Annotated in this window: 14 protein-coding genes; 10 read left to right on the forward strand and 4 right to left on the reverse strand. The window is 32.8% G+C overall.

Annotated features, from left to right (window positions below):
* Window positions 1-113 precede the first annotated feature (113 nt).
* The 9 genes from Q0975_RS25035 to Q0975_RS25075 all read left to right on the forward strand — a co-directional run bounded on the left by Q0975_RS25035 (window position 114) and on the right by Q0975_RS25075 (window position 5,463).
* Window positions 114-617: a MarR family transcriptional regulator gene (locus Q0975_RS25035; protein WP_299442517.1), complete on the forward strand. Its 504-nt coding sequence runs from the start codon at window positions 114-116 to the stop codon at window positions 615-617.
* A 96-nt stretch (window positions 618-713) separates the two neighbouring features.
* Window positions 714-1,070 (forward strand): hypothetical protein, encoded by a 357-nt coding sequence (locus tag Q0975_RS25040; RefSeq protein ID WP_299442520.1) that lies wholly within the window; start codon window positions 714-716, stop codon window positions 1,068-1,070.
* Between the two features lie 335 nt (window positions 1,071-1,405).
* Window positions 1,406-1,816: a hypothetical protein gene (locus tag Q0975_RS25045; protein WP_299442523.1), complete on the forward strand. Its 411-nt coding sequence runs from the start codon at window positions 1,406-1,408 to the stop codon at window positions 1,814-1,816.
* Between the two features lie 42 nt (window positions 1,817-1,858).
* The gene (locus tag Q0975_RS25050) at window positions 1,859-2,740 is read left to right on the forward strand and encodes a methyltransferase domain-containing protein (RefSeq protein ID WP_299442526.1); all 882 of its coding nucleotides are present in this window, start codon (window positions 1,859-1,861) and stop codon (window positions 2,738-2,740) included.
* A gap of 4 nt (window positions 2,741-2,744) precedes the next feature.
* Window positions 2,745-3,656 carry a TIGR01777 family oxidoreductase gene (locus Q0975_RS25055; protein WP_299442529.1) on the forward strand — a complete coding sequence of 304 codons (912 nt, stop codon included), beginning with the start codon at window positions 2,745-2,747 and terminating at the stop codon, window positions 3,654-3,656.
* A gap of 2 nt (window positions 3,657-3,658) precedes the next feature.
* Window positions 3,659-4,114 (forward strand): SRPBCC family protein, encoded by a 456-nt coding sequence (locus Q0975_RS25060; protein ID WP_299442533.1) that lies wholly within the window; start codon window positions 3,659-3,661, stop codon window positions 4,112-4,114.
* Between the two features lie 231 nt (window positions 4,115-4,345).
* On the forward strand, window positions 4,346-4,900 hold the full coding sequence (locus Q0975_RS25065) for a sigma-70 family RNA polymerase sigma factor (protein WP_299442536.1): 555 nt from the start codon (window positions 4,346-4,348) through the stop codon (window positions 4,898-4,900).
* Window positions 4,901-4,905: 5 nt separating this feature from the next.
* Window positions 4,906-5,166: a hypothetical protein gene (locus tag Q0975_RS25070; protein ID WP_299442539.1), complete on the forward strand. Its 261-nt coding sequence runs from the start codon at window positions 4,906-4,908 to the stop codon at window positions 5,164-5,166.
* A 42-nt stretch (window positions 5,167-5,208) separates the two neighbouring features.
* The gene (locus Q0975_RS25075; protein WP_299442542.1) at window positions 5,209-5,463 is read left to right on the forward strand and encodes a hypothetical protein; all 255 of its coding nucleotides are present in this window, start codon (window positions 5,209-5,211) and stop codon (window positions 5,461-5,463) included.
* Here Q0975_RS25075 and Q0975_RS25080 read toward each other — a convergent pair.
* Window positions 5,452-6,279, reverse strand: coding sequence for a hypothetical protein (locus tag Q0975_RS25080; protein WP_299442545.1), 828 nt, complete (start codon window positions 6,277-6,279; stop codon window positions 5,452-5,454). The genes Q0975_RS25075 and Q0975_RS25080 overlap by 12 nt on opposite strands.
* A gap of 133 nt (window positions 6,280-6,412) precedes the next feature.
* Here Q0975_RS25080 and gcvP point away from each other — a divergent pair, with 133 nt between their 5' ends.
* Window positions 6,413-9,265, forward strand: a complete 2,853-nt coding sequence (gcvP, locus tag Q0975_RS25085; RefSeq protein WP_299442548.1) for an aminomethyl-transferring glycine dehydrogenase — start codon at window positions 6,413-6,415, stop codon at window positions 9,263-9,265.
* A gap of 114 nt (window positions 9,266-9,379) precedes the next feature.
* On the opposite strand, the gene Q0975_RS25090 is transcribed toward gcvP, so the two are convergent.
* The 3 genes from Q0975_RS25090 to Q0975_RS25100 all read right to left on the reverse strand — a co-directional run bounded on the left by Q0975_RS25090 (window position 9,380) and on the right by Q0975_RS25100 (window position 12,942).
* Complete coding sequence (locus Q0975_RS25090) at window positions 9,380-10,435, reverse strand: SPFH domain-containing protein (protein ID WP_299442551.1); 1,056 nt, start codon at window positions 10,433-10,435, stop codon at window positions 9,380-9,382.
* 331 nt (window positions 10,436-10,766) lie between these two features.
* Window positions 10,767-11,489 (reverse strand): alpha/beta fold hydrolase, encoded by a 723-nt coding sequence (locus tag Q0975_RS25095; protein ID WP_299442554.1) that lies wholly within the window; start codon window positions 11,487-11,489, stop codon window positions 10,767-10,769.
* A gap of 304 nt (window positions 11,490-11,793) precedes the next feature.
* Window positions 11,794-12,942 carry a DUF664 domain-containing protein gene (locus Q0975_RS25100; protein WP_299442557.1) on the reverse strand — a complete coding sequence of 383 codons (1,149 nt, stop codon included), beginning with the start codon at window positions 12,940-12,942 and terminating at the stop codon, window positions 11,794-11,796.
* Window positions 12,943-12,977: the final 35 nt, after the last annotated feature.

Consider the following 12,977-nt stretch of genomic DNA (forward strand, 5'->3'; position numbering starts at 1 on the left):
CCCCGCAAAATATCAACTGGACTAACATCTGTTAGTTTATGGTTTTGACATAACTTATTAAATTAAACTTTCAATAATTACTGAAAGTTTAAAATTTATTATATATTTGCTATATGAATTACACAGAAGCAAAAGATAAGTTTATATCCACTTGGGGAGCGCTAGGAACTTTATGGGGTATTAATAAGGCGATGGCACAAATTCATGCCTTATTATGGATCTCGCCACAACCACTTTCTATGGAGGACATTATGGAGGAATTACACATCTCTAGAGGAAATACTAGCATGAATTTACGTCAATTAATGGATTGGGGGATTGTTTTTAAAGAAAGTAAACCAGGGGAACGTAAGGAATATTTTGCCTCTGAAAAAGATGTACAAGAGCTGGCCAGACAAGTAGCAAAAGAACGAAGCAGAAGAGAAATCAAACCTGTTATCAAAGTATTAAGAGAAGTATCTCGTATTAAAGGCGATGGAACAAAAAAAACTGAAGAACTTATTAAACAAACCAAAGCTTTATACGAACTAGCAGATAATGCAGATACCATGATGAACAAAATTGTGAATCAAGAATCTAAATGGCTTACAAAAACACTTATGAAACTGATTAAATAAAACTTAAAAACATAAGCGATAAGATAAAGGGAGAAATTCCTTTTCTTTTTCAAATTATGTTTCAAAAATTATTGAAACTTTAAAATTATTAGAATTATGAAAACAATACATAACATTAACAAATGGAGTTTTATCATCACCTTATTTCTTTACTTATCAGTCATTGGTGGTCTATTAGCTCAAATAGTTCTTGGTGTAGTACAAGTTATATTAGGTTTAAACTTATTATTTAATTGGAAAAACTTAAGCAGTCAATCAAAAAAACACGTTTCAGTATATTGGATGATTGTCCTACTATATGGTTTTACTTGGCTAATACTTGATTTTTCTTTCCGTGATTCTGTCGGTTTTATTTATTTCATGCTTATCCCAATGAGTATCGCTTCTTATTTTGTGTATATCACATATCAAATTAAAAAAAATAGCTATGAACCTAAACTTGATTACCTATAGTATATACATACTAATCACTGTACTCATTATTATCAAGATAGGCCTTATTTGTTATAAAAACGGAAACATTTTTGTAGCATATCTCATTCCCGATGACAAGGAGTTTTGTTTAAGAATAAACAATATGCTCCTAATAGGATACTATCTTATAAATATTGGATATACAGTTATAACATTATCCGGATGGACTACAATTAATTCTAATGCACAAATGATAGAAAGTTTGTCTAAACATATAGCAATCATTATCTGTATCCTAGCAATTTTACATTATTTCAATTTATTCTGGATAACAAAATTTATTAAAAACATTAAATAATTATAAATACAACTTTATGGAAACTTCTAAAATTTTTATTGGATATACAATCTACTTACCTATTGCAATAATCCTGACTTATTTTGTCTCTAAAACACTTTTTAAGAATGGAAAAACCTTTATGATTGATATTTTTAAAGGTAAGGATGATATTGCAATCGCAACGAACCGTCTTTTTGAGGTAGGTTTCTACTTATTAAACATTGGCTGTGCACTACTAATTCTGAAAATTGATAGCTATCGCTTTAATGACACCTATCAAAATTTAGTGGAAATACTAAGCTTCAAAATTGGTGGGTTCTCTATGTACTTAGGACTCATGCTATTCCTTAATATGTACTTGTTTTTTAGAGGAAGAAAAAAATCCAAACAAAGACAACAAGTCATTACGCAAACAATAAGACCAAAAGGACCTCAGGTACAATAAATAAATTGTGTTTTTTCAATCATAAACTAAAAATACTTTGTTATGAACACTACACTTCCACTATTACATAAAATCAGATTCCAAAAATCTAACAAAGAAAACCTCATAGACCTCTATGACGAAGCAACAGAAGATTATGAATTCTGGAGTAAAGATTTCAATATGCATTTCGGATACTATATTCCTTTTAAAACAACAGTTTTTAAAAGAGATACTATGCTTAATGAAATGAATAATCAGGTTTTCAATCGGTTAAATTTTAGTAAAAGAAATGGTCTCATTGCAGATCTAGGTTGTGGAATTGGTGGCACTATGCGCTATGGATTACGTAAATATCCTCGACTAAGCATTATGGGAGTAACCCTCTCTCCATTTCAGGTAACCGAAGGAAACAAAAGATTACAAAATATGAATGGGCTCATTCTGGAAGAAAATTATGGTAACACATCTTTTAGAAATAATAGTTTTGACAGTGCTTATGCTATTGAAAGTTTTTGTCATTCAGGTCATAGCGATAAAGCCTTAAGCGAAGCATATAGAATTCTAAAGCCTGGAGCTAAATTCGTGATTGCAGATGCTTTTCTAAAAAAAGATGAAGAACAACTATGCCCAGGAAGTCATTATTGTTATGATCAGCTCTGCAAAGGTTGGAGTCTAGAAGGATTAGGAAGTATTAACCAAGTAAAGAAATCTTTAGAGTGCATTGGTTTTAAAAACGTAATTGTAGAAGATATCTCTTTTAGAGTTGCACCATCGGTACTACACGTACCATTTGCAATCATCGGTTTTGTTTTTAAAAAACTTTTCAGAAAAGAAACACTGAAACCTCAAAGTTGGAAAAATTTAAAAGGTTCCCTCTTTGCATTGCTATCAGGGTTGCACATGCAAAGCTTTGGATATTTTATCATAACAGCAGAAAAATAACTTCATGAAAAAACTAATCATAGCAGCAGGAACCGGTTTTTTAGGAAATGTACTGGTTGAACATTTTAAAAATAACGTAGAAAACATTGTCATACTTACTCGTGGTAAAAATAAATCTGCGGGTAACATCAACTATGTACAATGGGATGCTAAAACTCTGAGCACATGGAAATACGAGCTTGAAGATGCAGATGTTCTTATTAATATGACTGGCAAATCGGTAGATTGTAGATATTATCAAAAGAACAAGGATCTTATCCTTTCCTCTAGAATAGCATCCACAAATATATTAGGGCAAGCTATTTCTGAATGTCACAACCCTCCTAAAGTTTGGCTTAACTCATCTACAGCAACTATCTACAGACATTCTTTGGATAAAGAAATGGATGAAGCTACTGGTGAAATAGGAAAAGGGTTTTCTGTGAATGTAGCTACCAATTGGGAACATGCTTTCTTCTCCTGTCAAACTCCAAAAACCAGAAAAGTAGCATTGAGGACATCTATTGTTTTAGGAAAAAATGGCGGCGCTTTACAGCCTATCCTGAATTTAGTGAAGATTGGTTTTGGAGGAAAACAAGGCAAAGGAAATCAAAAGTTTAGTTGGATCCATGAAACTGATTTTTCCAGAAGTTTGGAGTATATTATTAAAAACCAAAAAATTCAAGGTCCAGTGAATATTGTTTCTCCTAAACCTACTAATAATGGTCATTTAATGAAAACATTACAAGAAGTCATTAAAGTGCCATTTGGAATTCCATTACCAAAACCTCTTTTAGAAATTGGAGCTCGAATCATTAAAACTGAAACTGAATTAATTTTAAAAAGCAGAAATGTAGTTCCAAAAAAACTTCAGGACACAGGTTTTAAGTTCAAACATTCTGACCTTACCCATGCACTAATAGATTTAACATCATAATTATGACTACAATTCAATTAAGCACTGTTATCCAAGCTCCTCTAGAAAATGTTTTTGATGCAGCAAGGAATATTGATCTTCATATAAATTCTGCAAAGAATACAAAAGAAAAAGCTATTGCAGGAAGGACTTCTGGATTGATAGCACTTTATGAAACAGTAACCTGGAGAGGAAGACATTTTGGAATGTACTTGACACATCAAAGCAAAATAACATCTTTAAGGTATCCAACCTTTTTTATAGATGAAATGATTTCTGGGCATTTTAAGCGGTTTAAGCATCAGCATGTTTTTAAAAAGACATCAACCGGAACAGAAATGATTGATGTTTTGGAATACATCACACCCTATGGTTTTTTCGGAAGAGTTTTTGATCGATTAATTTTAAAGAAACATTTGACAGAGTTTCTTACTACTAGAAACCAATTTATTAAAATGAAAATAGAAAAATTAGCATAATCAACAGTTTTTCTAACAAGTAGTTATATCGTTATAAGCAATGTATTTTTTTAGTGATTTTGTTTTTTTAAATTAATATCAACAAACATAAAATCATATCAGTGTTTAAAAAACACCCAGTTACTGGGTATATTGTTAGGTCACTTAATCATCTTTCCTACAATTCAATGGTTTAAACTTATTTGAGATTCAACTTTTTATCCTATTTTTGAGGAAAAGAGCTGATAAACTATGCCAACAAACACGATAGACCCTAATACGTGGATTGACAAATACAGTGATTATTTATTTAATTACACGATAGTAAGGGTTGACGACAGAGAAATTGCACAGGATTTAGTGCAAGAGACCTTTTTTGCAGGTCTTAAATCAATGAAAAATTTTAAAGGAGAAGCTAGCGAACGTACTTGGCTAATTTCAATCTTAAAAAGAAAAATCATTGATCATTACAGAAAAATAAATAGTAATAAAGGAAAAGCAGAAGTCCGCATCAAGTACACCAACGATGGCGAAACGGAAGGAGATTGGCTAGAAGAGCGAGTAGCGGATCCCTTTGATCAGAATGCTGAAGGTAAAATTGAGAATACAGAATTAGGCGTTGCCATTCATAATTGCATTGGCAAACTACCTGAGAAACAAGCACGTATTTTCTCTATGAAAACAATTCAAGGATTTGATACAGAAGCAATCTGTAATGAATTTGATATTACTGCGTCTAACCTATGGGTGATTATTCATCGTGCACGTACAGCGATGGCAGAATGCCTGGAAAAAAACTGGTTTTAATACACATGAGTACAGAAAACAAAATATTTGTAAGTTGTGAAAATGCTAATCACATTTGCGATAAAAATCAATATAAAGAAGCCTCTTTTTGGGAAAAAGTAAAATTAAATATCCATTTAATTTATTGTAAGGCTTGTAGAAAATATTCGTCTAAGAATACGAAACTAACTAATTTATTCAAAGATCCTAAAGTTATAAGCATCAACCAATCAGCTAAGGATGCAATGAAGGAACAATTAAAGAAAAAAATGACTGAACAAGAATAATAAATTAGTAAAACCCCAAATAATTAGTATTTTAAAATTGTAATGAAAACAAGTAATAGTTTATTAGTATCCTGTGAACAGGCAAAATTTATCTGTGACAAAAACCAATATGGTGAAGCATCCCTTTCGGAAATCATCAAATTAAATATTAGGTTAATATATTGTAAGGTGACAAGAGCATATTCAAAAAAGAATAACAAACTCACTAAAATTATAAAAAAATCTAATCTACAGGTGATAACATCTTCTAAAAAAGAAGAAATGAAAGAGCAGTTGCAAAAAAAATTATCCAAATAGGCTTTGCATCAGAACCAATATAAACAACCACATAATCGGAATACTTTCAACCCAAAAGGAACAGAAGTATTCCGATTGTTTTTTATCAGTACCCCATAAGAATAATAAACTTATAATCGTAATAGCTACCGAACTTAGAATTTCTGTAGAAAAAAGTTCATTTTTAAAAGCTGTAAGCAACAGAAAAATTACTAACAGAATACTACCAAAAACTTTGGTTCTAGTAATACCTATTTTCTGAGGAATAGTTTCTAATTCTTTTCTATCATATTGTAAATCTCTAATCTCAAAAGGAAGCATGATCACTACAATAAATAAAAAACGTTGGGTGACCTCTATAATAACATCTATGAGCAAAGTTCCTTCGGCATAAAGAATAGGTGTCAATACAGTAATTCCTGTCCAAGTAACTCCTATAATAAAAATCTTAATCCCCGCAACACTTCTTAAGTTCTTTTTATTTGGAAAAATTGGAACCGTATAGAGAATAGTCAATAAACCAAAGGGCAACATACAAAGCAAAGTATCTCTGGATAGCTGAGATCCAAAATACATAAGCAACACGACACTAATACCGGTTAATATTTTGATACTGGTCATTGATTTCGTTAATTGTTTATGATACAATTTCGAAATATTAGCATATTTCACGAAGTTATACGCTACAATAGCACTAAAAAAGCTGAAATATATGTACTTATTATCCTCTAAAATCTCGAACTTTAAAAAGGTAAGTTTTACTAAAGCTGCTACAGCTAACGCTACATGAATACTACTGTTTAAATAAAAATTAAATATACTTTTTACGACTTTCACTCTGTAAATTTAGGGGAATCTGTTAATAACAGTCTAAGTTGGTTAAAAACTTGCTAGTTTTAGGTTAATTTATTGTGAAATTTTTAGGGATTAAATATGTACTTTTGCGCTTTAAATCTCAACCGTTTTTGCTATGAAAACTGACTCATTTAAACTACGTCATATAGGTCCATCAGAAAAAGATCTTAATGATATGTTGAATATAATCAAGGCTGATTCAATAGATCAACTCATCTTTGAAACTGTCCCTGATGACATTTTATTAAAAACCTCTCTACAACTTGACGAGGCTATGAGCGAACAAGAGTATTCTGCTCATATACAGCAATTAGCTGCTAAGAATAAGGTGTTCAAAACCTATATAGGTCTAGGATATCACGAAGCCTGTTTACCAGCTGTAATACAACGTAACATTCTGGAAAACCCAGGTTGGTATACTGCTTACACACCTTATCAGGCAGAAATTGCTCAAGGTAGATTAGAAGCTTTATTGAATTATCAAACCATGGTTTGTGACCTTACTGGAATGGAATTAGCTAATGCCTCTTTACTTGATGAAAGTACAGCTGCAGCAGAAGCAATGACCATGTTATTTGCCGTACGATCAAGAACACAGAAAAAAGAAGGTACTCATAAGTTTTTTGTTTCTGAAGAAATATTACCTCAAACACTTTCTCTACTAAAGACAAGAGCGATCCCTTTAGGAATTGAACTAGTAATAGGGGATCATACTACATTTGATTTTTCTACAGATTTCTATGGTTCAATTTTACAATATCCTGGTGTATCTGGTCAAGTATTTGACTATGCCGAATTTGTAGAAAAAGCACATCAATCAGAAATTAAAGTGGCCGTAGCTGCAGACATCCTTAGTTTGGTAGCTCTTAAATCTCCAGGTAGTTTTGGTGTTGATGTAGTTGTTGGTACCACACAGCGATTCGGAATTCCGTTAGGATATGGAGGACCACACGCAGCATATTTTGCTACTAGAGAAGAATACAAAAGAAATATCCCAGGCCGAATCATTGGAGTTACCCAAGATACTAATGGGAATCGAGCGTTACGTATGGCGTTACAAACACGTGAACAACATATCAAACGTGATAAGGCAACTTCTAATATCTGTACAGCTCAGGTATTACTAGCCGTAATGGCAGGTATGTATGCTGTATATCATGGTAAAGATGGATTACAATATATCGCCAATAAAGTAAATAGTTCGACTGCTAGTCTTTCTAAGACGCTTAGTCAACTTGGTTACGAGCAATTAAACGCTGCATTCTTTGACACTATACGAATTAAAGCAAACGCAGATAAGATTAAAGAAATTGCTGAAACACAAGAAGTAAACTTTTATTATCCAGATACAGAGACTATATCAATCTCACTAAACGAAGCTACAACTACTGCAGATCTAAATGCTATTGTATCAATTTTTGCAAAAGCAGCTGGAAAAGACAGCATTCAGATAGATGCTATTGATGTTTCTACACATATTCCTGATACTTTAAAACGAAATACAGAATTCTTAACGAATGAGGTATTTAATACCTATCATTCTGAAACAGAACTGATGCGTTATATCAAGAAGTTGGAACGTAAAGATCTTTCTTTAAATCATTCTATGATTCCGTTAGGGTCTTGTACAATGAAGCTAAATGCTGCTTCAGAAATGCTTCCATTAAGTAACCCACAATGGGGTAACATCCATCCATTAGTACCTGTTACACAAGCGCAAGGATACCAAGAAGTATTAAAAAAATTAGAAGATCAATTAACAGAGATCACTGGCTTTTCAGCAACCTCATTACAACCTAATTCAGGTGCTCAAGGAGAGTTTGCTGGATTAATGGTAATTCGTGCATATCATGAATCAAGAGGAGATCATCACAGAAATATCTGTTTGATTCCATCCTCTGCACACGGTACTAATCCTGCATCTGCAGTAATGGCCGGAATGAAAGTAGTGGTAACCAAAGCTACTGAAGAAGGAAACATAGATGTAGATGATCTGAGAGAAAAAGCAGAGAAGTACAAAGACAATCTTTCTGCATTAATGGTAACCTATCCTTCTACTCACGGAGTGTATGAATCTGCTATTAAAGAAATTACTCAAATAATCCATGATAACGGAGGACAGGTATATATGGATGGCGCCAATATGAATGCTCAGGTAGGATTAACCAATCCTGGAGCTATCGGTGCAGATGTATGCCACCTGAATTTACATAAAACATTTGCCATCCCTCATGGTGGTGGTGGACCTGGAGTTGGTCCTATCTGTGTAGCAAAACAGCTAGTACCATTTTTACCAGGAAACCCTGTAATTACTACAGGAGGAGATCAAGCTATTACAGCTATTTCTGCAGCTCCTTGGGGATCTGCTTTAGCTTGTTTAATATCTTATGGGTATATCACCATGTTAGGATCAGAAGGTCTTAAAGAATCAACAGAATATGCTATTCTTAATGCCAATTATATTAAGGAACGATTAGATGGACATTATAGCACCTTATATTCTGGGGAACGTGGCCGTGCAGCTCATGAAATGATTGTAGATTGTCGTCCTTTTAAAGCACATGGAATCGAAGTAACGGATATCGCTAAGCGATTAATGGATTATGGGTTCCACGCACCAACCGTTTCTTTTCCTGTTGCCGGAACGATTATGATCGAACCAACAGAGAGTGAAAGTAAAGCGGAATTAGATCGTTTTTGTGACGCCATGATCAGTATTCGTCAGGAAATTGCAGAAGCAAACCCTGATAATCCCAATAATGTGATGAAAAACGCTCCTCACACAATGGCTATGTTAACTGCAGACTCTTGGGATTTTCCATATACCAGAGAGCAAGCGGCATATCCATTATCATATGTTGCAGATAATAAATTCTGGCCAACTGTAAGACGTGTAGACGATGCTTATGGAGATAGAAACCTTATCTGTACTTGCGCTCCTATTGAAGCATATATGGAAGAAGTATAGTATAATTACAAAAAAAAATAAGAATAAGCCTGAAAACTTGTTAGTTTTCAGGCTTATTTTTTCCGCCACTTTATCTATCCTAATTAGTAAAATTCTTTTAATCTCTAGAAAATTTTATTTAATTCTCCGAATTACTTTCTCCTCTTTCATTAACTCATAAAATTTATCATCTAATATGAGTGATTCTGGCAATCTACCATCCCATTTATCTAAAAAGTAAATTAAAGCTCCTTTTTTCAATTCTTCCATACTCTTACTTTTTATCTCTGCCCGTTTAAGTTCATTTTTTTCATAATCATCCAACTCTAACAAACTCAACTCAACTTTGTTTTTGGATTCATAAGTTTCTGGTGTATAGATCTCTAATCGCATATATTTGATAATTATACCTAAATCAGGAAGCCGTTCATCGTCCATCATTGGACCTGGAATAGTTATCTGGTAATCAGGCAAATGATCTTTTATACCCGATTTCAGATTATCAGATTTTTTCGTTAATGAGGTTTTTTTAAACCCCATTGTAAATAAAGCATTATGAATTAATGCAGCTCTATTTTGTATAATATCACTCAAATTATACTGAGGACCTAGATTTTGCAGAGAGTATCTTACTTCATCTTCAATTCTGGTTTCTATTAATTTTCTGGTCTCCTCAGAATCCTTAGCTCCATATGCATCGACAAGCACTTTGCCTTTACTCTTATCTAACGTATAATGTATACTTGCAATAAATCCAGCATGGTATTTATCCCTTGTTTCAAAATCAATCCCTTCTATTCCAGAATTATCATGTCGATCAGTTAAAGTAATATTCTTTTGACGTAAATCAAAACGATGCACTTTATCCATGATTGGCCAAAACCATTTTAATCCTGGTTTAACAGGCGTCTGCTTTAAACTTCCCCATCTATGAACCATTACTAGTTCATAATCTTTAACTTGAGTTACACAAAAGGGAGCCAATATTATCAAGCCTCCGAAAAATAATATTCCAAGTTTGACTATTAACTTTGCCACAACTGCATTCAATAACGCATTTAAAACTCTAACAATTGGTGGTAACTTTTTGTTAGATTCCTGAATCTTTTCATCGACTCTCTTATCTATCTCATTTAAAACCTCTTGATTTAATAAATTATTGCTATCCGAATTTTCAACTGAATCACTCATCATTATATTTGATTATATATTACTTAGAGGAAACCTGTTCCTTCAATTAAATATTAATTTTCAATAATGACGCAGGAGAGTATTACGTAGAATACGTTTAATATACAAATTAGTTCGTACAACGTACAATTGTTGATTGTTTTTATTTTTTCCTTTCTTTAGAATACCTTCTTTAGATCATTATTTCTATAATGTGAAGTTATTAAATGTTTACACCTAACTAAATACCCAATAAAAGGTATTTTTAGACATACAGAAATAAAAAGTCAATGGGAAAATGATCCGTAAACAGAAGAGTCCAAAAATCAGACTAACCACTTTTTGTTTGATTTTAAATAGTTTTTAAAAAACCTTTTACCTCGTTCCAATAACTTTCACTGTCAGAAAACTTATCCCAAAGCGCTCTCGATCCATGATTTCCTTTTGTTTCAGGAAGAAAGAATTGTTTTTTACCTGATGGAATCGCTTCATAAATTCCAGACCAATTCTTTTTTTCATTCTTAGCAGAGGTAATAAATACTGGAACTTTAATATTAGCAGCGCTAGAAGTAATAAAATTCTTTTTACCAAAATATTCTCCTGGAGCAAAAGACAAAACCCCGTTTACAGCATCTGGGTTATCTCCTGCATATTTTAATACAAGGGCTGAAGAATAAGAACTTCCCCAAATAATAATTTTTTCAGGGTCATAGGTCTTTTTTACATAATCTACGGCAGCCTCTATATCCTGAAAAGCATCTACAAATTCTGTTTGCTTTCCCTCTTTTTTGGCCAAGGCTTTCGTTTTGTTTTCAACCCCATTAACTGCTCCTCCAGATCGCTGATCTACAGCCATACAATGATATCCTAAACTATTCAGTTTTGGAGCAATTTCTAGGTATTCTCCGCGACTCCACCCTGCTTGATGAAAAAGAATAATAAATTGACTGCTTTTTTTGGCTTCATACATATCGGCCGTTATCGTTAGTCCATCTTTGGATGGAAAATCAATGGTTTTTTGAGCATACAAGGATACCGTTAAGAATACGATTACTGCGGTAAGAATACTTTTCATAGATAATAAATGATTAATACAAATAAGAATAAGTTCCTCAAAGTACTAATTTACATTATAGATGTATATTATAATTTTGTTATAGTTTTGAAAAATATCTCAACAGTAAATACAAAAAAAGCTGTTCGAAAAGCACAATGTTAACAATACTGTCGCATTGAGCGGAGTCGAAATGTATTGAAAACCAAGGGTAGTTATTTCTCGACTCCGCTTGAAATGACAGAGAAATCTACTTTTTAGACAGCCTTTTAGATCTAGATGATCAATTCTCGATTACCTATACTTTTATATCATAAAGACAACCTTAGTTATCTATTTCATTCTCCATTGTAATTTCTTTTTCTTTTTCAGGAATTCTCTTTTTTAGAAACAAGATTTGCCCAAGATGACTCGATTGATGTTCCATTACATGAAACCATGCAAAATGATTATTCATAGTAGATCCTGGCCATGAGTCTTCTAACCAAGCATCATTACGTTTCTTTAGCTCTTCAATTGTCTTTTTTCTAACTTTTTTATAAATCTCCAGATAATACGAAATTGGTTTTCCTACAAATTTTTCTCTAGCTTCTTCTCCAAGGCTCAATCCTGCTTGCCATTTTTCTTCCTCTTCTTTATTAAACCTCCTATTTTCAAAAGTAAGGTTCTGATATAATTTTTCGGCAGCGGCCAAATGCATTATTAGCGCACCGATTCGATTTGCCTTTTCATCTACTAAATGATCTGTCTCTCTTTGGTCTAGATTTTTTACAATACCTTCTACTCTGTTACTAAGATTATTTAACATAGAGATTAATGTCCCTATTTGCGGAGAAAAACCTTCTTCCTGTATGATATAATTACTTTTATCATAATGAACATCTTTACCCAAAATCATTAGTAAAGATTCTTCAGAATCCTTATCATCTCCAGAATGAAAAGTATATCCTTTTACTTTTAGTATATTCTTTTCTTCGTCTACATCTTGTAACCATCCAGGAATATTATCATTTGCAACTTTCTTTTCGAAACCAGCATTAGATATCGTTACAGGTTTATAAGCTCCTTCTTCTTGGAACAACAATTCAAAATCATCAAAATAAAATGTACCATTACTAACAACATACCCTCCAAAAGTTATGGTCTCTGCCTCTTCATCAAAATAACCTTCGATCTCATAAGAAGTCCATTGGGGTTTAGTTAATACTGTATCTTGTATACCATCGCTAAAACCGTATTCTTTATTTTTGTTTTCTACAGAAACCCAAATCGCAGCAACACTATTACTACTTGCAGCTTTGGTTTTTACTCGTGCCTTCAGTTTAAATTTAACTTTCTCATCGGTTTGAACATCGATTTTTTGCTGAAAAGAAACCCATTCTCGTTCTACCTCTTTGGTTTGTGCATTCGTGTAAAAAATAGAAAAGAAAAGTACTACGGTCGATATAAATTTGGAAATCTGTGAGATTTTCATTGATTGATTTTTGAATTAATAATCGTCAAAGATGC

Origin of the sequence: uncultured Aquimarina sp. (assembly GCF_947500065.1) — a bacterium.
Lineage (GTDB): Bacteria > Bacteroidota > Bacteroidia > Flavobacteriales > Flavobacteriaceae > Aquimarina.